Source organism: Mycobacterium liflandii, assembly GCF_022354805.1.
In the GTDB taxonomy this organism is placed as follows: domain Bacteria; phylum Actinomycetota; class Actinomycetes; order Mycobacteriales; family Mycobacteriaceae; genus Mycobacterium; species Mycobacterium marinum.
This window is the reverse complement of sequence record NZ_CP023138.1, coordinates 2,353,868-2,375,454: the sequence shown is the minus strand read 5'-3', so window position 1 is coordinate 2,375,454 and position 21,587 is coordinate 2,353,868. Positions and strand designations below refer to the sequence as shown.

The following is a 21,587-nucleotide window of genomic DNA, read 5'->3' as shown; positions in this document are numbered from 1 at the left end:
CGAGTGTGCGTCGACGTTGCCAGGTGACGAAACTCTTGATGCGGCCTTGTCGTCGGGAGACAAGTCAGCCGGACAACCGTCGGCCGCTATTGCCCCCGTCGCTGGCATCCGGATCCCACCGCGTCCGCGGCCAACTCCGCTTCTTCGCCGGCGCCGTGGACGATTAACCGGGCACGTCACCATCTGCGGAATTCGGCCCCCGAATTGCGGCGACGCTGATACGGTCGGCGGCACCTGGGAATCGGTGGCGATGAAATGGGGATCGAATATGTCGTTCGTGATGGTGGTGCCGGAATGTTTGAACCAGGCGGCCGGGCAATTGGAAAACATCGGCACGGCGTTGGGTGCGGCCAATGCGGCGGCGGCGCCGCCCACCACTGGGATAGCGGCCGCAGCCGGTGACGAGGTGTCGGCGGCGGTGGCGTCGCTGTTCGCGGAGCACGGACAAGGTTTCCAGCACCTCTGCGGTGAAGCGGCGGCATTTCACTCCCGGTTTGTGCAGGCCTTGGGTGGGGCTGGGTCCGCCTTTGCGGCCAGTGAAGCCACCAACGCAGCACTGATGTCGGCCTCGGCGGCAGCGGCCTCGGCCTCGGCCTCGGCCTCGACGATCCCCGTACCCCCACTCCCCCCGCTTCCGCCTATCATCAACGAGCTCATCAATTGGGCGTTCGACGTCGTGAACTGGGCAATTGACTGGGCGGTCTCGTGGATCAACTGGGCAGGGCTCCGGCGTTGTTGATTAGCAGGCTTGTGAGCTGGGGAATTGTGGATTGAGGAGGTCTAGGCGGCGGTTGGCGGTCAAAGGGGTGATCCGGCAGGCTTCGGTGATGTTGTCGGCGCCGTTGAGGCGGTGCAGATTGATGGCGGTGTTGCGTAGCGTTGCTAGGACCTGTGCGCCGTTTCCGGTATGTGCCCTTTGACGGTCTTCGTCGAAGGTGACGTCGCGTATCCAGTGCAGGCTGTTCTCGATTCCCCAGTGTTGACGCATCCAGGTCATGATCGCGGTAGGGTGGGCGTGCTCGAACGGCAGGCTGCAGATGGCATAGACCACCTCCACGCTGCGCTGGTCGGTGGCGGTGATCAAGCGTTCACGAGTGATCCGGATGATTTGTTTTGCGTAGGGGAAGCCGATTCCTCGTGCAGCGGTGATGATTTGCAGGGTGCGGGTCTCGACACGGCCGTGGCCGCGGGAGTCGTCGGTAGCGGCTGTGGGCACCTCGGCCCAGGGCAGCGCGGTGATACGCGCAAGTATTTTGGCTTGGTTGGACTTGACGATCATCAGGTAGTGCGACTTCAAGGTGGCGCAGATCAACTTCGCGGTGACGACCTGGGTATGCATCGCATCCACGGTGACCAGCCACCGCAAGCTGCCCGGCAGCAGCGTGAGCAGGGCACGTACGCAGGGAATTTCATTGCTTTTCTCGGCGACAGCGAGTTGACCGAGCACCAATCGGGCACGGTGGGCGAACACCGACACGAGATGCGTGGCTGTCGCTTTGGCGCGTAAAGCACCACGCAGCATCTTGCCGTCCAACGCGATCGGCACCAATCCACTGGGGTCGCTGCTGGCCACGTGTGCAGTGAAGTAACTGCCCATCCTGGCGTTGAGGTCGGCGGGGTCTAGCCGAGACAAAACAGCGCGGAAGGTCTTCTCACTGGGCCGCCGGAACCGGACCCCTAATTAGGCCAACACATCATCGGGAGCGGTGGCCGCCCATGTAGCAAAACCAGCATAGCCGCGCATCCCCGCGGCAGTGGCCAGAACCGCGATCGCCAACAAAGCCATCAGCGAATACCTCCGACCGCGTGGGTCCCTCGGGTCTGGCACCGAGACCAACACACCGAGAAACTCCGATCCGATGACCTCGCTACGCTCACCAGGACTCCAGCGGTCGAACACCTCTGGAACCGACGACACAGGCAATACTGAAACGGTAGGCACGGGCAACTCCAGACCAACGACGAACAGTAACCAACTCGATCGTTCTCCAGATAGCCCGTGCCTACACTCCGGCCCCAATAGCGCGGCACCAAAGATCATCAACCCAGCTCACAAGCCTGCTAATCAACAACGCCGGAGCCCTGATCAACTGGGGGATCCAATTGGTGAACTCGGTAATCAATTGGGCGCTCAGTTTCATCCCGTCACTTGGTTGGATCAACTCGTGGATCAATTACGGGATCAATTGGGTGAACTCCCTCATCAACTGGGCTTTCGGTTTCATCCCGCCGATCCCTGTCCCATAGTCGCTAGTCCAGTCGGGGAATCAGTCATCAACCCGAACTCGTGGACGATCATTGGAAGAGGACAGCGTGCCGCCGGGACCGTTGAGTCGGTCACCAAGTATCGCGGTTACGCGGTCTGCAACACTGAGGTGGATGGGGGTGCGGGAGGTGCACCGGGGGCGGTGGGGACTTTGCTGGGCAGACTTAGCGGAGTCAGCGAGCCGTACTGTGGGCAATAGGCCTGAATTGCGGCTCCGGTGAAGTAGGCAGCGTCGAGCGCCGGCCAGTCGGTGGCTTTGGTCACCTTGGCGATCAGGTCCGCGTTGCTGGCATTGGGATTGTCGTGCAGCGAGCCGCACACGATGGTTTTCGCGACTTGGATTGCCTTGTCTGGGGATCCGAAATCCATGCCGGAGGTGTTGAGGTTGGTCAGGAATGCATCGTCGGTGGAGTCTGCAGCGGCCGGCGCGGCCAATCCGACCGCAAGGACCATCAGCGCTACGGCTTTCGCCACCATGGCGTGCCCCTCCTTGCTCGGATGTCGCGTGTTGGGCGCCCCGGGCTGTCACGACGCGATTGCTAGGGATATTAGCGAATACCCCGATGCGCCGCTGGCGTTGCGATTGGCCGCATCCAGCGCCGAGCCGTTCATCGGTGCTTGCACGCGGCGGCGTAGCGGGCGGGCGGCAGGTGCCCGAGCACGGCGTGGCGACGGCGATGGTTGTAGTCGTGTTTCCAGTCATTGATGGCTATCCGGGCCTGGTTCAGCGACCAGAAGCTGTTGATGTTGAGACATTCGTCGCGGATGCGCGAGTTGAACCACTCCACGTAATTGTTGCGCCGAGGTTCACTGGGCGGGATGAAGTGCAGACCTGCGTGTTCGGTGGCCCATTCGGACATTGCGGCACAGGCTAATTCGGGTCCATTGTGACAGCGCACCACATCCGGGTAGGTTCCGCGGCTGGCCGCGAGTCTCTCGAGTACAACGATCAGGCCTTCGCCGGTGATGCTGCGGACAATCAGCCCACCCAAGCATTCGCGGGTGTGCTCATCGACAATCGACATGATCTTGATCGGCCGTCCGTCGATAGTGGCACCGGACAGGAAGACCGCCGCCCATATCCGGTTTGGCCTGTCGGCTGTCATCCCGCTTGGCGAAATCGAGCTGGCCTGGCGCTCGCCGCGCCGACTCTGCGCCACCCGCAGGCCTTCCTCGCGCCAGAGTCGCTGCACCTTCTTGTGATTGACCACCCAGCCTTCAACGACGGCGTCGCGATAGGCCGGCCGGAACCCGCGACCTGGATGCTCCTTCGCGTAGCTACGCAGCCAGGCCCGCAACGCCGCATCGGGGTCGGTTGTCGTGGCTGCGGGCTGGTGTCGCTGAGTCGCACGGGGCTGCCCGGTAACCCGGCAGGCGAATCGCTCGCTGACCCCCAGCTCCTGCTGGAGATGACGAACGGCCGCCCGCCGACGTTCCGGGCCTAGAAGTTTCCCTTCCCGATCTCCTTAAGGGCGATCTTCTCCAGCTCGGCATCTGCCAACAGCCGCTTGAGCTTGGCGTTTTCCCGCTCGAGCTTCTTGAGGCGCTTAGCGTCGTCAGCCTTCAAACCACCAAACTGGTTGCGCCACCGGTGATATGTCGCCTGCGAGATACCCAGCTCGCGGCACACCGCCGCCGTGTCCATCCCCTCAGCCAGCAGCCGATCAGCCGTCACCAACTTGCGTACAACCTGTTCGGGGCTGTGCCTCTTCCTCGTCGCCACGATCCTATCGAGCCTCCGCGCTGGCGTGCTGCTGCTGGACTGGCCCCAATCGAGTGAGCCAGGGTGTATGAGAGTTCTTTGGTCCACGATGGGCACCATCCAATCGAGAACTGTCAGCCAAGACCGGCGTCGCGAATGCGCCGACGGGTGCTGCAGGTTGGGTGTTTTCTCGGCGAGGCGGACCCACAGGTGCCAACCTGTAAGGGCAGCCTCGATGTCTTCGACATCTACCCCGGCGCGGCCCATGGCCACGACGCGGTGGATGTCGGGTCAATGTTTGGCGATGCCAGCGATATTGACCCGCGTCGGTGTGCCGGGCATTTCGGCGGGACCGTAGCCGACAGGGCCCGCCCGGCGTTGTCGGGCGAAGCCAGGTTCAGTGCAAGGTCGCTGTGCATGGCGTGTCTGTCCGATGTCAGCGGCTGGCGACCCTGGCCCATTGGGCGCGCTGATGGTGGATGCCATCAATGACACTTTCAAGCGCTGTACCGATACTCACGCGGTCACCGGTGGCGAGAAAGTCGAACTGCAGACCGCGCAGTTGCGCCGGCAACAGCGTGGCAAAGGTGTCGGCCTCGTCGCTGGGGCACCCGGCTAGCAGTGCGTGGTAGCGGATGATTTCGATCCATCCGGTCACCACGCGGTCCAGGAACGCGCGGTACTCGTCTGGGCTGCGCACCGCGTGTGCGTAGGCCTCAAACACAAGTCGAGACCTGCGGTCAGACTGTGGCTCGGTCCATCGCTGCCACATCTTCCTGACTAGCGACTCGACATCATCAGCACCAAAGTGATCCGGGATCTGTACCCGTGCGCCGATCACGCCAAAGATTTCGACTAGCAGTTCGTCCTTTGTGCCGAAGTGGTGGCGCAACGTTATGTGCGACACGCCTGCCGCTGCCGCAAGAGTGCGAAACGACATCCCGCTAATCCCGTGCTCCAACAGATGGGCCATGACCGCGTCGAGGATTTCGCCGCGCCGGTCCCGGTAGCGCAGCCGCCGGCCATCCACACGCTCACCGCTGTGATCGTTGGACACCATCGCCATTGCCCTCACTTCCAACTTCCTGCTGGCGTCACACTTGATCTACCAATCGGTAGATCAAGTCGCCGTATTAGCTATACCAGACGGTAGATCAACATGTCAAAGAGGGGTTGTTGGTGAGCACCACCTCGGCTTGCCTCTCGGCACAAATTCGGCGAGCCGGCCGCCCTCACGCAACACCAGGCCCCCGCCCGAGCGGGAAAGCCCGCACCGTGCGTTCGGGCTCGTGCCTCGTTTTGACCTGTAACCATCGAGTCGATTCGGGAGCGGCCGTCGTCAAGACCAGTCCGGCCCGTGCCAGTTCGCGGCGCAGCGTTGCGAGGGTGATTCGCCGCATCGTCTGCCGCTGGCACCATTGCTGGTCGTCGACAGCAACAACCAACTCAGCGTCGATGACACCGCCTCGGTTGGAGTGGATGGCCAAGCTCATCGTCACTCCCGCCTTGACATGGGTTCCGGTCCAGCCCGTCGGCCGCTCGGCAAAGTAGGACGGTAGCGACCACTCGATGATGGCCTTTCCGGCCGGCGCAAGATGGTGGGTGACCGAGGCCAACATCGACCTGAGCAGTTGAGTGTCCGGATAGTTGATCAGGTTGGATATCAGCAGAACTGCGTCGAACCTCTCGGCCAATCGCAGGTTCTCGATTCGCGCCTGAACCGTGCGCGCACAACGGACATGCTCAAGCATCTCGGCCGAGTCGTCGAACGCGGTGACCCGATGCCCCAACGCCGTTAGCGCGTTGGCGATACGGCCGGTTCCGGCGCCGAGGTCCAGCACCGAACTGCGCGGCGGGAGTAGCGAATGGATGCGTTCAACTTCGCCCAGCGATGGCATTCGGCGGTAGATTTCGACCACGCTGCCGTCGCCGGTCACTGCGCTGACGGCTCCCGGTGGATTGCCGTGAGGCATGGTGGTGACGTAGTTAGGCATCGAGGCTGCTTTCCGGACTAAGCCGAGCGGTTACGTACAGGCTCGGCGGTGTTGCATCACCCAGCTCGACGGGTGCGCTGCGGTGATAGCGGGCCAAGAGGCGCTCCGCGGTCAACACAGAAGCGTGCCAACCACGCCCGCGTAGCCAGTCGGCGACGTCTGAGCGTCCTTCGGCGAGATCCCACAGCTCGGTAACGTTGGAAAGCCCGGCCAGCGTGGTCGCGGTGACTCGCATCCGCCGTATGCGAGCACGCTGGCGCGCCACCGTCGTTGGCTTGAGGAACTCGCTACCCAATGCCTCAGCGGCAAGCCAGCTTCCAGGCACGCTGAGCTTGTGGACGTCCCCAAAAAGCAGATCCTGGGCCGCGACAGAAAGGAACGGCAGGAGACCTTCGACCAGCCAGGCGGTCGGTGCGGCAGGGTCGAATCCGGCCAGACACAGCGATCGCGGCCAGCATCGATGTAGATCCACCGGGACGTCGACGTAGTTCGCCGCCGGCGTTGCGCCGTTGTCCCGCAACGTAGACAACTTGAATTCCAGCACGTTGGGCTGTTCGAGTTCATACACGGTGACAGCGTCAGGCCAGCTCAGACGCGACGCTCGGGTGTCAAGACCGGCCCCCAGACTCACCACCTGGCGGATGCCCGCGTCAGCCGCTGCAAGAACGAATTCGTCGAAAAACTTGGTGCGCGATGCGATGTGCCCCAGCGAGGTTTGCACTACCGCCGCCAAAGCCGGATCGGCACTGGCAAGTTCATCGTGCGCCGCGCCACTGGCCACCATGCTCCACAAGTCCTGACCGGCCGCATCGACGAATAGTTGCGCGAACGGATCGACGATCAGCGGCCGCTGCCGCCGGGTCTCTGCCGCACGCGCGGCGGCCACACCGAGCGCGGTGGCCGCCACTTCCTCGGCCCCTTCCCGGGGGGCGTTCTTGGTGATGGACATGATGAACCTTTCCAGAGTTGGGTTTTGACGCCGCGGACCCTTCGTCTGCGGCCGCAGTCTTTGTCGTCGAGGCCCGCCGAGAAGCAAGCTTGGCCGCTCTCCACCGGTGGCTACGGCGGCGCCGGCAATGCCCGTACCCAGGCGTGGCCGAACGCCCTGATCGCAGCCGATATCACGCCGGCGCGGCGGGCCGCCTCGCACAGCTTTGCGGCCGCCCCGACCCGGGAATTGCCCTGCCGCGACGTGCGGCAGTACTGCTCTGATGAAATGCGTTGAGGCGGAAAGGCACCGCGACGGGCGGGTGCGCTGTCAGGCAATGCGCGTTCGGGGCCACCCGCCCGACTGCCGATCACAGCCGGTGCAGGTGGGCTCGACCCCAGGGCTCCGGCGTTGTTGATTAGCAGGCTTGTGAGCTGGGTTGATGATCTTTGGTGCCGCGCTATTGGGGCCGGAGTGTAGGCACGGGCTATCTGGAGAACGATCGAGTTGGTTACTGTTCGTCGTTGGTCTGGAGTTGCCCGTGCCTACCGTTTCAGTATTGCCTGTGTCGTCGGTTCCAGAGGTGTTCGACCGCTGGAGTCCTGGTGAGCGCAGCGAGCTCATCGGATCGGAGTTTCTCGATGTGTTGGCCTCGGTGCCAGACCCGAGGGACCCACGCGGTCGGAGGTATTCGCTGATGGCTTTGTTGGCGATCGCGGTTCTGGCCACTGCCGCGGGGATGCGCGGCTATGCTGGTTTTGCCACATGGGCGGCCACCGCTCCCGATGATGTGTTGGCCTAATTAGGGGTCCGGTTCCGGCGGCCCAGTGAGAAGACCTTCCGCGCTGTTTTGTCTCGGCTAGACCCCGCCGACCTCAACGCCAGGATGGGCAGTTACTTCACTGCACACGTGGCCAGCAGCGACCCCAGTGGATTGGTGCCGATCGCGTTGGACGGCAAGATGCTGCGTGGTGCCTTTGCGCGCCAAAGCGACAGCCACGCATCTCGTGTCGGTGTTCGCCCACCGTGCCCGATTGGTGCTCGGTCAACTCGCTGTCGCCGAGAAAAGCAATGAAATTCCCTGCGTACGTGCCCTGCTCACGCTGCTGCCGGGCAGCTTGCGGTGGCTGGTCACCGTGGATGCGATGCATACCCAGGTCGTCACCGCGAAGTTGATCTGCGCCACCTTGAAGTCGCACTACCTGATGATCGTCAAGTCCAACCAAGCCAAAATACTTGCGCGTATCACCGCGCTGCCCTGGGCCGAGGTGCCCACAGCCGCTACCGACGACTCCCGCGGCCACGGCCGTGTCGAGACCCGCACCCTGCAAATCATCACCGCTGCACGAGGAATCGGCTTCCCCTACGCAAAACAAATCATCCGGATCACTCGTGAACGCTTGATCACCGCCACCGACCAGCGCAGCGTGGAGGTGGTCTATGCCATCTGCAGCCTGCCGTTCGAGCACGCCCACCCTACCGCGATCATGACCTGGATGCGTCAACACTGGGGAATCGAGAACAGCCTGCACTGGATACGCGACGTCACCTTCGACGAAGACCGTCAAAGGGCACATACCGGAAACGGCGCACAGGTCCTAGCAACGCTACGCAACACCGCGATCAATCTGCACCGCCTCAACGGCGCCGACAACATCACCGAAGCCTGCCGGATCACCCCTTTGACCGCCAACCGCCGCCTAGACCTCCTCAATCCACAATTCCCCAGCTCACAAGCCTGCTAATCAACAACGCCGGAGCCCTGGGCTCGACCCCCGAATTCGTCGCGATTCGTGTCATTGCACACGACTACTTCCTGCGTTGGCGGTCGAGCTCCGCCAGAAAGAATCAGCTTGCCGGATGATTGTTCCCTCGGTACGACTTCCGTTGTCGCTTCCAACTCCGGGAAGCCTGCACATTGAGCAACGACGTTTGTTCGTCACTAGCCGAACTTTCAACCGGTTCCACAAGCAGCTCTCAGAAGGTAACGATTGCGTTCAAACCAGTGCACCTCCCCGGGGCGATTTATAACGTTTCCATTAAATGGGCATGCAGATGCTAGGCAGCCATTTCTGTGTTGCGACTAATTGATAGCTAACAATTTGCTGAGACCTCGCGATGCTCGGGCTTGAACAAGGCATCACTGCTGGTGTTGTGCCTTATTTTCACTGCCGCAAACTACAACAGCGTCCGGCGGCCGGACTAGAAGTAACCAGCTGGCCCCAATTAATTGGTCCGGGGTGTATGATAGTCTTGTCGAAAATAATTGTCAAATGCCCTACCGATATTGCGCGGACGGCGGGTGATGGCACGCGGGCCGAGGCAGGTTCGGGCCGAGCGCAACGCCGCGCATCCGGGCGCAGGTAGTGCCGTAAGGTCCCGTAGCGCTGGTGATATCGGCATGGCAGTGGACTCGTGGCGTTGGCACACAGGCGTGCGAGCCACGGGATATCGAGGCGACGTCGCCCCAGATGTCCAAGCACCCTTGCCGCCAGCCCTGCCGGGCAAACGCGCCGCATCCGGCCAGTCTCAGCGACCATTCTCGGAAAACCTCTCATACACCCCGGCTCAAGCAATTGGGGCCAACCAGGCATTCCTGGCATAAACTTTCCTCTCCCCCATTCGGCTATCGACTAACTCCCCCACCCACGGCTCCGGCGTTGTTGATTAGCAGGCTTGTGAGCTGGGTTGATGATCTTTGGTGCCGCGCTATTGGGGCCGGAGTGTAGGCACGGGCTATCTGGAGAACGATCGAGTTGGTTACTGTTCGTCGTTGGTCTGGAGTTGCCCGTGCCTACCGTTTCAGTATTGCCTGTGTCGTCGGTTCCAGAGGTGTTCGACCGCTGGAGTCCTGGTGAGCGCAGCGAGCTCATCGGATCGGAGTTTCTCGATGTGTTGGCCTCGGTGCCAGACCCGAGGGACCCACGCGGTCGGAGGTATTCGCTGATGGCTTTGTTGGCGATCGCGGTTCTGGCCACTGCCGCGGGGATGCGCGGCTATGCTGGTTTTGCCACATGGGCGGCCACCGCTCCCGATGATGTGTTGGCCCAATTAGGGGTCCGGTTCCGGCGGCCCAGTGAGAAGACCTTCCGCGCTGTTTTGTCTCGGCTAGACCCCGCCGACCTCAACGCCAGGATGGGCAGTTACTTCACTGCACACGTGGCCAGCAGCGACCCCAGTGGATTGGTGCCGATCGCGTTGGACGGCAAGATGCTGCGTGGTGCCTTTACGCGCCAAAGCGACAGCCACGCATCTCGTGTCGGTGTTCGCCCACCGTGCCCGATTGGTGCTCGGTCAACTCGCTGTCGCCGAGAAAAGCAATGAAATTCCCTGCGTACGTGCCCTGCTCACGCTGCTGCCGGGTAGCTTGCGGTGGCTGGTCACCGTGGATGCGATGCATACCCAGGTCGTCACCGCGAAGTTGATCTGCGCCACCTTGAAGTCGCACTACCTGATGATCGTCAAGTCCAACCAAGCCAAAATACTTGCGCGTATCACCGCGCTGCCCTGGGCCGAGGTGCCCACAGCCGCTACCGACGACTCCCGCGGCCACGGCCGTGTCGAGACCCGCACCCTGCAAATCATCACCGCTGCACGAGGAATCGGCTTCCCCTACGCAAAACAAATCATCCGGATCACTCGTGAACGCTTGATCACCGCCACCGACCAGCGCAGCGTGGAGGTGGTCTATGCCATCTGCAGCCTGCCGTTCGAGCACGCCCGCCCTACCGCGATCATGACCTGGATGCGTCAACACTGGGGAATCGAGAACAGCCTGCACTGGATACGCGACGTCACCTTCGACGAAGACCATCAAAGGGCACATACCGGAAACGGCGCACAGGTCCTAGCAACGCTACGCAACACCGCGATCAATCTGCACCGCCTCAACGGCGCCGACAACATCGCCGAAGCCTGCCGGATCACCGCATTGACCGCCAACCGCCGCCTAGACCTCCTCAATCCACAATTCCCCAGCTCACAAGCCTCCTAATCAACAACGCCGGAGCCCTGCTCCCCCACCGAGGCAGGTGCGTAGCAGCAGCTCACGGTCGAAAATTACGTTGCCGACAGTTATCGGCTCAATTGCTAACTTCCGATCTTCGCCTTGACCAGGTCTAGAGTGCGCCTGGCTTCGCAAACGACAATGAAAGTCAAATCGAATAAGCGGTCGTTGTGAGAAGCGGCTCCATCAGTCAACGGAAACGCGGGTGTCGCCCGCGTTGTTCGGATCGATGGTTTGGATGACGTCGCTATCGCTGGGACCCACGCGAGGCCGGCGCGAAGCATCAGACCGGCGCCGATACCAGTCGCGGCAACACGATCGTCGGTCGAACAACACGAGCTCGTGTGGGTGGTGGTAGGACTTTGCTGGCCGATCCCTCAAGCACTTTGCGATCTCCGGCACCGACGCGAAACGCTAAACCGGCCGAACCGATTACCAGGCGCTCGCCCAGATGTACGAGCCGACGTACGTCGCGACCCGCTGCACGCAGAGGCCGACTGTTGGCTGCCTGGGCGCTCTGCCGGTGCAGAATTGGCCGATCCGCACCAACAGTCCCAGGATTGGTGCGCAACCATGCCTCGCCTCCGGCCGACCGCCGATCATGAGGTCCGCATGAACACCAAATGACACTGCCGATTTCGTGATCGCGGCCAACCACCACGACATGATTGGTGTTCGGCACCTTGAGCATCTCGAGTCGCGTCGCGCATCCTGCCCGATCTTCGGGTTCCCGACCATGACGTCAGGTTATCCTCTGCCCCAACACTTTTGTTGACCGTGACGAGGCTAGGAATGCTTCGGTCCAACGTGTGCGGTTGGCACTTGGTCGATGTCGTGTCCCGCAGAGTCGTCCCATCCGAACGTCGCGTGACCGAGTCGCACAAAGGCTGGACCACAACGACGGGCTCACCTTGGCAATCTCTCCAAAGCGAACCTACGCCAGTAGGCCGCCTACCTATTTTCTTTCCCAATACCAACCGCATCAATTCTGGCTGCGGGTGCACTGCCGTCACCGAGCGTGTTTTGGAGCTGCCCTGTGTCGTACATATCTATCTCACCGGAAATCGTCTCATCGGCCGCAGGTGAATTGGCGAACATCGGATCGACGGTCAGCGCGGCCAACGCGGCGGCTGCCGTCGCCACGACAGAGTTGTTAGCTGCTGGCTCTGACGAGGTATCGACGCGCATCGCAGCGCTCTTTGGCGCCAACGGCGTCGAGTATCAGGCCATCAGCGCACAGATAGCGTCGTTTCACGACCGGTTCGTTGCGGCTTTGAACACTGGGACGAGTTCGTATGTGTGAGCTGAGGCGACCAACGTTGAGCAGAATCTGCTGAACGCGGTCAACGCGCCGGTCCAGACTCTGCTCGGGCGCCCGTTGATCGGCAACGGTGCCAATGCGACAACCCCCGGTGGTGCGGGCGGCGACGGTGGGCTGCTCTACGGCAGTGGCGGCAACGGCGCGGCCGGTGCGCCCGGGCAGGCCGGCGGGGCCGGCGGATCCGCGGGCCTATGGGGCAACGATGGCTCTGGCGGCTCCGGCGGAATAGGCGACGGCACCGGCGGCAACGGCGGCAGCGGCGGGTGGCTGCTTGGCCGCGGTGGCATCGGCGGTGCGGGCGGCACTGGTGGCGGTAGCGGGGGTAGCGGTGGAGGTGCGTGGCTGTTTGGCGACGGCGGCGCAGGCGGGATGGGCGGCACCGGCGGCTCCGGTGGCGGCTTCGGCGGCACCGGCGGGCACGGCGGGCTGCTGTATGGCAACGGCGGCGCTGGCGGTGCCGGTGCAACTGGGCAGACCGGCGGGTCCGGCGGATGGGCGGCGCTGTGGGGCCGCGGTGGGGCTGGTGGGGCTGGCGGCGACAACGGTGGGTTCGCCGGTGGCGACGGCGGCCACGGCGGACTGTTGTGCGGCGCCGGCGGTGACGGCGGCCTCGGGGGCGGCGATGGTGGCAATGCCGGGTGGTTGTTGGGCTTCGGCGGGCACGGCGGCGCCGGCGGCGATGGCGGCTTCGCGGGCGGCGAGGGCGGTAACGGTGGATGGTTGTTGGGCTTCGGCGGGCACGGCGGCACCGGCGGCATCGGCGGCGGCACGGGCGGGGCGGGCGGCGCAGGCGGCCTGGTGATGGGCTTCGGCGGACACGGCGGCACCGGCGGCATCGGCGGCGGTGCAGGCGGGGCGGGCGGTCAGGCCGCGCTGCTCTTCGGGCACGGCGGCGGTGGTGGCGCCGGCGGAGTCGGCACTGCCGGCGGCGCCGGGGGTGCCGGCGGCGCCGGCGGCAACCCCGGATGGCTGTTGGGCCGAGCTGGCTCCGGCGGAGACGGCGGGGCCGGCGGGGCTGCTACCACAGTCGGCGCCACCGGAGGCGTCGTTGGCCACGGCGGGGCCGGCGGACGCGGCGGCGTCTTGATGGGTGGCGGTGCCGGCGGGGACGGCGGGGCCGGCGGAGCTGGTGCTGATGGCAGCAACGGTGTCGGCGACGGAGGCAACGGCGCCACTGGTGGCGGTGGCGGTGTTGGCGGCGACGGCGGCGCCGGCGGTCAAGCCGCGCTGTTGTTCGGCTGCGGTGGGACCGGGGGCCACGCCGGTGCTGGCGGCGCCGGTGGCGGCGGCGGCACGGGCGCAGACAGTCTTACCGGTATCGGCGGTGCTGGCGGGGACGGCGGGATCGGCGGTGCCAGCGGCCAAGCCGGAGCCGGCGGTGCCGGCAACCTGTTCAGTCACAACGGATCCAGGGGTCATGCGGGCATCGGCGGAGACGGCGGTGACGGCGGCACCGGAGGAACCGGCGGAGAAGGCACCGACGCCGCCACAGGATCCGGCGGACACGGCGGCACCGGCGGGACTGGCGGCACCGGCGGAACCGGCGGATCCGGCGCGGACAACACCACCGGCATCGGCGGCGACGGAGGCCAAGGCGGCACCGGCGGCGACGCCGGCGCAGGCGGAGCCGGCGGCAACAGCGGCTTCGGCGGCACCGGCGGCACCACAGGAACCCACGGCGACGCCGGCATCGGCGGTGACGGCGGCAACGGAGGAACCGGCGGACAAGGCACCGACGCCGCCGCAGGAACCGGCCTCACCGGCGGCACCGGATACGCCGGCGGCACCGGAGGAACCGGCGGCGCCGGCGGCAACAGCGGCCTCGGCGGCACCAACGGATCCGGCGGACACGGCGGCACCGGCGGGACTGGCGGAACCGGCGGAACCGGCGGATCCGGCGCGGACGCACTGGACGGCAGCGGCGCGAGCGGCCACGACGGCGGGGACAGTGGCGCCGGCGGTGACGGCGGGACCGGCGGGGCAGGCGGTAACGCCGGGACCGGAGCCGGCGCGGCGGGCAACAACGGCGATGGCGGAGCCGGCGGGACGGGCGGCAACAGCGGCGCCCAAGCTGGCGACGGCGGCGCCGGAGCTGCCAACACCACGATCGGCGGGACCGGCGGAGCCGGCGGATCTGGCGGAAACATCGGCGCTGGGGGCGCCGGGGGTCAGGGCGGCGCGGCCGGCACCACAAGCGGGGTCGGCGGCGCCAGCGGCACTAGCGGCACTAGCGGCCAGTCCATCGGTACCGGCGGCGACGGCGGCGCAGGCGGGGATGGCGGCACCGGAACCACCGGCGCCGACGCAGCTGCCGGCAGCGGACTCGGCGGAGACATCGGCGGCACCGGAGGCGCCGGTGGAGCCGGAGGAACCGGCGGATCCGGAGGCACCGACTCGGGAGTCGGTGGATCCGGCGGTGTCGGGGGCGTCGGCGGCACCGGCGGCCAAGGCGGAGCCGGTAGCGACAACAGTGCGAATGCCGGAGTCGCAGGCGGAGCGGGCGGCCAGGGCGGGGCCGGCGGTACTGGTGGTGCTGCCGGCTCTGGTGGCACTGGATCCGTTGCGGGTGCCGACGGGTCATCCGGGGACGGCGGTACCGGCGGGCTAGGTGGCGACGGCGGGGCTGGTGGCACCGGTTCTATGGGCGCAGTCGACGGCGGCACTGGCGGCCAGGGCGCATCAGGCGGCGCAGGCGGAACCGGTGGAACCGGCGGCGCAGCCGGAACCGGCACCGGCGGCACCCAAGGCGCCGGCGGCCAAGGCGGCACCGGCGGAACCGGAGGCCAAGGCGGCACCGGAGGCACCGGCACCGACAGCACCGACCCCACCCTCGCCGGCCAAGCCGGCGGCCAAGGCGGAACCGGAGGAACCGGCGGAGCCGCAGGCACCGGCGGCACCGGATCAGTGACCGGCGCCGAGGGCTCCGCAGGCGACGGCGGCACCGGCGGACTCGGCGGCCACGGGGGCGCAGGCGCCGACAACACCACCGCGGTCAGCGCCGGCGCCCAAGGCGCCACCGGAGGCACCGGCGGCGCAGGCGGCCAAGGCGGAACCGGCGGCGCAGCCGGAACCGGCACCGGCGGCACCCAAGGCGCCGGAGGCCAAGGCGGCACCGGCGGAACCGGAGGCCAAGGCGGCACCGGCGGCGACGGCACCGACAACAGCACCGACCCAACCCTCGTCGGCCAAGCCGGCGGCCAAGGCGGCACCGGAGGAACCGGCAGAGCGGCCGGTCAAGGCGGCACCGGATCAGTGACCGGCACTGACGGCTCCGCCGGCGACGGCGGCACCGGCGGACTCGGCGGCCACGGCGGCACGGGCGCCGACAACACCACCACGGTCAGCACCGGCGCCCAAGGCGCCACCGGAGGCACCGGCGGCGCAGGCGGCCAAGGCGGCACCGGCGGCGCAGCCGGAACCGGCACCGGTGGCATCCAAGGTGCCGGCGGCCAGGGCGGTACCGGCGGCACCGGAGGCACCGGAGGCACCGGAGGCACCGGAGGCACCGGAGGATCCGGAGGATCCGGCGGCGACGGCACCGACAACAGCACCACCCCAGGAGCAGCCGGCGGCGCCGGCGGCCAAGGCGGAACCGGCGGAACCGGCGGAGCCGCAGGCAGCGGCGGCACCGGATCCACCGTGGGCGCCGAGGGCTCCTCCGGCGACGGCGGCACCGGCGGACTCGGCGGCGACGGCGGCGAAGGCGGCCAAGGCACCACCGCCGTGAACCCGGGCGACACTGGCGGCCAGGGCGCATCAGGCGGCGCAGGCGGAACCGGTGGAACCGGCGGTGCAGCCGGAACCGGCATCGGCGGCATCCAAGGTGCCGGCGGCCAGGGCGGCACCGGCGGAACCGGAGGCCAAGGCGGCACCGGCGGAGACGGCACCGACAACAGCACCACGCCAGGAGCAGTTGGCGGCGCCGGAGGCCAAGGCGGGGTCGGCGGCACCGGCGGAGCCGCAGGTACCGGCGGCACCGGATCAGTGACCGGCGCCGCGGGGTCCTCCGGCGACGGCGGCAGCGGCGGACTCGGCGGCGACGGCGGCGAAGGCGGCCAAGGCACCACCGGAACGGCGGGCGCCGGCACCGGAGTCCAAGGCGGCACCGGCGGTACCGGCGGCGCAGCCGGTAGCGGCGGCACCGGATCCACCATGGGCGCCGAGGGCTCCTCCGGTGACGGCGGCACCGGCGGACTCGGCGGCCACGGCGGCGCAGGGGCCGACAACACCACCACGGTCAGCGCCGGCGCCCAAGGCGCCACCGGAGGCACCGGCGGCGCAGGCGGAACCGGCGGAACGGGCGCCGCAGCCGGAACCGGCACCGGCGGCATCCAAGGCGCCGGAGGCCAAGGCGGCACCGGCGGAACCGGAGGCACGGGCGGTATCGGCGGCACCGGCACCGACAGCACCGACCCGTCGCAAATCGCGCAAGCCGGCGGCCAAGGCGGCACCGGCGGGACCGGCGGAGCGGCAGGCACCGGCGGCACCGGATCAGTGACCGGCGCCGAGGGTTCCGCAGGCGACGGCGGCACCGGCGGACTCGGCGGCCACGGCGGCGCAGGCGCCGACAACACCACCACGGTCAGCGCCGGCGCCCAAGGCGCCACCGGAGGCACCGGAGGCACCGGCGGCGCAGGCGGCCAAGGTGGAACCGGCGGCGCAGCCGGAACCGGCACCGGCGGCACCCAAGGCGCCGGAGGCCAAGGCGGCACCGGCGGAACCGGAGGCACGGGCGGTATCGGCGGCACCGGCACCGACAGCACCGACCCGTCGCAAATCGCGCAAGCCGGCGGCCAAGGCGGCACCGGCGGTACCGGTGGCGCGGCCGGTCAAGGCGGCACCGGGTCCACCATGGGCTCCGACGGCTCCTCCGGCAACGGCGGCACCGGCGGACTCGGCGGCGATGGCGGCGCAGGCGCCGACAACACCACCACGGTCAGCACCGGCGCCCAAGGCGCCACCGGAGGCACCGGCGGCGCAGGCGGAACCGGCGGAACGGGCGGCGCAGCCGGAACCGGCACCGGCGGTATCCAAGGCGCCGGAGGCCAAGGCGGCACCGGCGGAACCGGAGGCACGGGCGGTATCGGCGGCACCGGCACCGACAGCACCGACCCGTCGCAAATCGCGCAAGCCGGCGGCCAAGGCGGCACCGGCGGGACCGGCGGAGCCGCAGGCAGCGGCGGCACCGGATCAGTGACCGGCACTGACGGCACCGCCGGCGACGGCGGCACCGGCGGACTCGGCGGCCACGGGGGCGCAGGCGCCGACAACACCACCACGGTCAGCGCCGGCGCCCAAGGCGCCACCGGAGGCACCGGCGGCGCAGGCGGCCAAGGTGGAACCGGCGGCGCAGCCGGAACCGGCACCGGCGGCACCCAAGGCGCCGGAGGCCAAGGCGGCACCGGCGGAACGGGAGGCCAAGGCGGCACCGGCGGCGACGGCACCGACAACAGCACCACCCCAGGAGCAGCCGGCGGCACCGGCGGACTCGGCGGCGATGGTGGCGCAGGCGCCGACAACACCACCACGGTCAGCGCCGGCGCCCAAGGCGCCACCGGAGGCACCGGCGGCGCAGGCGGCCAAGGTGGAACCGGCGGCGCAGCCGGTCAAGGCGGCACCGGATCAGTGACCGGCACTGCGGGCTCCTCCGGTGGCGGCGGGACCGGCGGACTCGGCGGCGGCAGCGCGGGCGCCGACAACACCACCGCGGTCAGCGCCGGCGCCCAAGGCGCCACCGGAGGCACCGGCGGCGCAGGCGGCCAAGGTGGAACCGGCGGCGCAGCCGGAACCGGCACCGGTGGCATCCAAGGCGCCGGAGGCCAAGGCGGCACCGGCGGAACCGGAGGCACGGGCGGTATCGGAGGCACCGGCACCGACAGCACCGACCCAACCCTCGTCGGCCAAGCCGGCGGCCAAGGCGGAACCGGAGGAACCGGCGGAGCGGCCGGTCAAGGCGGCACCGGCGGGACCGGCGGAGCCGCAGGCAGCGGCGGCACCGGAGGACTCGGCGGCGACGGCGGCGCAGGCGCCGACAACACCACCACGGTCAGCACCGGCGCCCAAGGCGCCACCGGAGGCACCGGCGGCGCAGGCGGCCAAGGCGGAACCGGCGGTGCAGCCGGAACCGGCATCGGTGGCATCCAAGGTGCCGGCGGCCAGGGCGGCACCGGCGGAACCGGAGGCCAAGGCGGCACCGGCGGAGACGGCACCGACAACAGCACCACCCCAGGAGCAGCCGGCGGCGCTGGCGGCCAAGGCGGCACCGGCGGGACCGGCGGAGCCGCAGGCAGCGGCGGCACCGGAGGACTCGGCGGCGACGGCGGCGCAGGCGCCGACAACACCACCACGGTCAGCACCGGCGCCCAAGGCGCCACCGGAGGCACCGGCGGCGCAGGCGGCCAAGGCGGAACCGGCGGTGCAGCCGGAACCGGCATCGGTGGCATCCAAGGTGCCGGCGGCCAGGGCGGCACCGGCGGAACCGGAGGCCAAGGCGGCACCGGCGGAGACGGCACCGACAACAGCACCACCCCAGGAGCAGCCGGCGGCGCTGGCGGCCAAGGCGGCACCGGCGGGACCGGCGGAGCCGCAGGCAGCGGCGGCACCGGATCCACCATGGGCGCCGCGGGCTCCTCCGGCGACGGCGGCACCGGCGGACTCGGCGGCGACGGCGGCCAGGGCGGCACCGGCGGCACGGGAGGCCAAGGCGGCACCGGAGGCGACGGCACCGACAGCACCGACCCATCGCAAGCCGCACAAGCCGGCGGCCAGGGCGGCGTCGGCGGGACCGGCGGCGCAGCCGGTCAAGGTGGCACCGGATCAGTGACCGGTGCCGAGGGCTCCTCCGGCGACGGCGGCACCGGCGGACTCGGCGGCGACGGCGGCGAAGGCGGCGAAGGCGGCCAAGGCACCACCGGAACGGCGGGCGCCGGCACCGGAGGCCAAGGCGGCGTTGGCGGCACCGGGGGCATCGGTGGGGCTGGCGGCGCGGCCGGAACCGGCACGGGCGGAATCCAGGGCGCCGGAGGCCAAGGCGGCAACGGCGGCACTGGAGGCCAAGGCGGCACCGGAGGCGCCGGTACCGATAGCACCGATCCTTTGTTGTCCGGCGGCATCGGCGGTACGGGCGGTGTCGGCGGTACCGGTGGTGCAGCGGGTGCTGGCGGCGCCGGGTCCACCATGGGCTCTGATGGCAGCTCCGGCGACGGCGGGGTCGGCGGCACCGGCGGCAGCGGCGGCCAAGGCGGCCAAGGCACCGCGGGGGCTGCCGACGCCGGCACCGGCGGCCAAGGCGGGGTCGGCGGCATCGGCGGCTCCGGCGGCACGGGCGGCGCAGCCGGAACCGGCACCGGTGGCATCCAAGGCGCCGGCGGCCAAGGCGGCACCGGAGGAACCGGCGGCGCCGGCACCGACAACAGCACCACCCCAGGAGCAGCCGGCGGCGCCGGCGGCCAAGGCGGCACCGGTGGCATCGGCGGAGCAGCAGGCACCGGCGGCACCGGATCCACCACGGGTGCCGACGGCAACTCCGGCGACGGCGGCACCGGCGGCACCGGCGGGACCGGCGGGGCCGGCGGCCAAGGCACCAACGGGACTTCCGGCGGCGGTATCGGCGGCCAGGGTGCATCAGGTGGTGCCGGCGGCCAAGGCGGAACGGGCGGCGCAGCCGGAACCGGCAGCGGCGGCATCCAAGGCGCCGGCGGCCAAGGCGGCACCGGAGGAACCGGCGGCGCCGGCACCGACAACAGCACCACCCCAGGAGCAGCCGGCGGCGCCGGCGGCCAAGGCGGCACCGGTGGCATCGGCGGAGCAGCAGGCACCGGCGGCACCGGATCCACCACGGGTGCCGACGGCAACTCCGGCGACGGCGGCACCGGCGGCACCGGCGGGACCGGCGGGGCCGGCGGCCAAGGCACCAACGGGACTTCCGGCGGCGGTATCGGCGGCCAGGGTGCATCAGGTGGTGCCGGCGGCCAAGGCGGAACGGGCGGCGCAGCCGGAACCGGCAGCGGCGGCATCCAAGGCGCCGGCGGCCAAGGCGGCGACGGCGGCACCGGAGGTAAGGGCGGTACCGGCGGAGTTGGCGTTAACAACACTGCCAACACGGGAGTGGATGGCGGCGACGGCGGCGCCGGCGGTCAAGGCGGCGAAGGTGGCGGGGCCGGTCAAGGCGGCACCGGATCGGTCACGGGCGCCACTGGTACCGGCGGCACCGGCGGGGCTGGTGGTGCCGGCGGCACGGGCGGCACCGGCGGCACCGGCGGCAAAGATCCGAGCCAGCACGCTGGTGCTGGTGGCGCTGGCGGCGACGGCGGCGTAGGCGGTGCTGGCGGGGCCGGCAACGGCGGCACCGGAGGCGGCACCGGAGGCCACGGCGGCACTGCCGGCAACGGCGGAGCCGGCGGAGCCGGAGGCGGCATCCCGTCAGGCATTGCTGGCGGCGACCCAGGCTCCGGCGGTAGCGGCGGGGATGGCGGTAGCGGCGGCGGCGACGGTGGCGGCACCGGCGGGGATGGCGGTAGCGGCGGCAAAGGCGGCACCGGCGGTCAGGGCGGCGAGCTCGGCGGCGACGGCGGGGCCGGCGGTGCGGCCGGTGATGGCGGCGTCGGCGGTACAGGCGGGATCGGTGGCGGTCACGGAGGGACCGGCGGCCTCGGTGGCGATGGCGGCACCGGCGGCCTCGGCGACCCCCGAACCGGCACCATTACCACCAACGGGGGCGCTGGCGGTATCGGCGGCGCGGCCGGTGCCGGGGGCGCCGGCGGCGCGGCTGGCGCCGGCGGCAACGGCGATGGGGGCACCGGAGGCACTGGGGGCACCGGCGGCAACGGGGGCACCGGCGGCAACGGCGGTGTCGCCGCGGCGCTTCCCGACGGGACTCTCGGGACCGGCGGCGCAGGCGGCGACGGCGGCACCGGCGGCGCAGCCGGTGCAGGCGGCAGCGGCACGGGCACGGGCGCTGACGGCAGTTCCGGCAACGGCGGGACGGGCGGCGACGGCGGCGACGCCGGCGGCGGCAGCAGTGGCACCAGAGCCGCCCTCCCCCAGGCCTCGACGGCGGCGACGGCGGTGTCGGCGGGGCCGGCGGGACCGGCGGCGCGGGAATCGGTGGAGTCGGCGGCGGCGACGGCGGAAACGGTGGCGGCGGCAACGGCGGCAACGGGCGGCAGGGCTCGGCCGGACAGGTCGGCGGAGACGGTGGATCTGGCGGGACCGGCGGTGCCGGTGGTGCTGCCGGCGCGGGCGGCGCGGGCGGCGGGGCTAGCGGCGCCGCTGGAGACGGCGGAGCGGGAGGAAACGGCGGGAAGGGCGGGCTTGGCGGCGCGCCCACCGCTAATAACGGCCAAGCCGGCCAAACTGGCGGCGTAGGAGG

At 69.2% G+C, this 21,587-nt stretch carries 10 protein-coding genes, 3 pseudogenes and 1 other annotated feature; of the genes and pseudogenes, 6 read left to right on the top strand and 7 right to left on the bottom strand.

Going from position 1 to position 21,587, the window contains the following annotated elements; translation table 11 throughout:
* Nucleotides 1-268 precede the first annotated feature (268 nt).
* Nucleotides 269-739 (top strand): PE family protein, encoded by a 471-nt coding sequence (locus CKW46_RS10810; RefSeq protein WP_482053143.1) that lies wholly within the window; start codon nt 269-271, stop codon nt 737-739.
* On the opposite strand, the pseudogene CKW46_RS10805 reads toward CKW46_RS10810, so the two are convergent.
* From CKW46_RS10805 to CKW46_RS10780, 6 genes and pseudogenes are all read right to left on the bottom strand, one after another.
* Nucleotides 740-1,942: pseudogene (locus CKW46_RS10805) on the bottom strand (ISAs1-like element IS2404/ISMul1 family transposase). It lies immediately after the preceding gene.
* Between the two features lie 411 nt (nt 1,943-2,353).
* Nucleotides 2,354-2,743 (bottom strand): DUF732 domain-containing protein, encoded by a 390-nt coding sequence (locus CKW46_RS10800; protein ID WP_015355041.1) that lies wholly within the window; start codon nt 2,741-2,743, stop codon nt 2,354-2,356.
* A 131-nt stretch (nt 2,744-2,874) separates the two neighbouring features.
* A protein-coding gene (locus CKW46_RS10795) for an IS3 family transposase (protein WP_166436176.1) occupies nt 2,875-3,992 on the bottom strand; the annotation gives its coding sequence in 2 pieces (ribosomal slippage) (nt 2,875-3,725 and nt 3,725-3,992; 1,119 coding nt in all).
* A gap of 412 nt (nt 3,993-4,404) precedes the next feature.
* Nucleotides 4,405-5,028 (bottom strand): TetR/AcrR family transcriptional regulator, encoded by a 624-nt coding sequence (locus CKW46_RS10790; RefSeq protein WP_166436175.1) that lies wholly within the window; start codon nt 5,026-5,028, stop codon nt 4,405-4,407.
* A gap of 172 nt (nt 5,029-5,200) precedes the next feature.
* Nucleotides 5,201-5,962 (bottom strand): class I SAM-dependent methyltransferase, encoded by a 762-nt coding sequence (locus CKW46_RS10785; RefSeq protein ID WP_015355037.1) that lies wholly within the window; start codon nt 5,960-5,962, stop codon nt 5,201-5,203.
* Nucleotides 5,955-6,911 carry an SAM-dependent methyltransferase gene (locus tag CKW46_RS10780; protein WP_015355036.1) on the bottom strand — a complete coding sequence of 319 codons (957 nt, stop codon included), beginning with the start codon at nt 6,909-6,911 and terminating at the stop codon, nt 5,955-5,957. Before CKW46_RS10780 ends, CKW46_RS10785 begins: the two co-directional genes overlap by 8 nt.
* Before the next feature lie 24 nt (nt 6,912-6,935).
* On the opposite strand from CKW46_RS10780, the gene CKW46_RS10775 reads away from it, so the two are divergent.
* The 3 genes and pseudogenes from CKW46_RS10775 (at nt 6,936) to CKW46_RS10765 (ending at nt 10,884) form a co-directional block, all read left to right on the top strand.
* The gene (locus CKW46_RS10775) at nt 6,936-7,187 is read left to right on the top strand and encodes a hypothetical protein (protein ID WP_482053142.1); all 252 of its coding nucleotides are present in this window, start codon (nt 6,936-6,938) and stop codon (nt 7,185-7,187) included.
* Nucleotides 7,188-7,431: 244 nt separating this feature from the next.
* Nucleotides 7,432-8,635, top strand: a pseudogene (locus tag CKW46_RS10770) (ISAs1-like element IS2404/ISMul1 family transposase).
* 10 nt (nt 8,636-8,645) lie between these two features.
* Nucleotides 8,646-8,744 (bottom strand) — a sequence feature (AL1L pseudoknot).
* 936 nt (nt 8,745-9,680) lie between these two features.
* Nucleotides 9,681-10,884: pseudogene (locus CKW46_RS10765) on the top strand (ISAs1-like element IS2404/ISMul1 family transposase).
* Nucleotides 10,885-11,847: 963 nt separating this feature from the next.
* Here the strand turns inward: CKW46_RS10765 and CKW46_RS10760 are convergent.
* On the bottom strand, nt 11,848-12,084 hold the full coding sequence (locus CKW46_RS10760) for a hypothetical protein (RefSeq protein WP_231991631.1): 237 nt from the start codon (nt 12,082-12,084) through the stop codon (nt 11,848-11,850).
* Between CKW46_RS10760 and CKW46_RS10755 the strand changes: the two genes are divergently transcribed.
* Together CKW46_RS10755 and CKW46_RS10750 are read left to right on the top strand one after the other, a co-directional pair.
* Complete coding sequence (locus CKW46_RS10755) at nt 11,984-12,199, top strand: PE family protein (RefSeq protein ID WP_420891826.1); 216 nt, start codon at nt 11,984-11,986, stop codon at nt 12,197-12,199. The genes CKW46_RS10760 and CKW46_RS10755 overlap by 101 nt on opposite strands.
* Nucleotides 12,200-12,274: 75 nt before the next feature.
* A complete protein-coding gene (locus CKW46_RS10750; RefSeq protein WP_499019115.1) occupies nt 12,275-21,583 on the top strand; it encodes a PGRS repeat-containing protein in 9,309 nt (3,102 codons plus the stop codon).
* Nucleotides 21,584-21,587 lie beyond the last annotated feature (4 nt).

Excerpts from the sequence above, each read along its gene's own strand:
- CKW46_RS10800 (WP_015355041.1), bottom strand. The coding sequence starts at position 2,743 with ATGGTGGCGAAAGCCGTAGCGCTGATGGTCCTTGCGGTCGGATTGGCC.
- CKW46_RS10810 (WP_482053143.1), top strand. The coding sequence starts at position 269 with ATGTCGTTCGTGATGGTGGTGCCGGAATGTTTGAACCAGGCGGCCGGG.
- CKW46_RS10780 (WP_015355036.1), bottom strand. The coding sequence starts at position 6,911 with ATGTCCATCACCAAGAACGCCCCCCGGGAAGGGGCCGAGGAAGTGGCG.
- CKW46_RS10790 (WP_166436175.1), bottom strand. The coding sequence starts at position 5,028 with ATGGTGTCCAACGATCACAGCGGTGAGCGTGTGGATGGCCGGCGGCTG.
- CKW46_RS10760 (WP_231991631.1), bottom strand. The coding sequence starts at position 12,084 with ATGCGCGTCGATACCTCGTCAGAGCCAGCAGCTAACAACTCTGTCGTG.
- CKW46_RS10785 (WP_015355037.1), bottom strand. The coding sequence starts at position 5,962 with ATGCCTAACTACGTCACCACCATGCCTCACGGCAATCCACCGGGAGCC.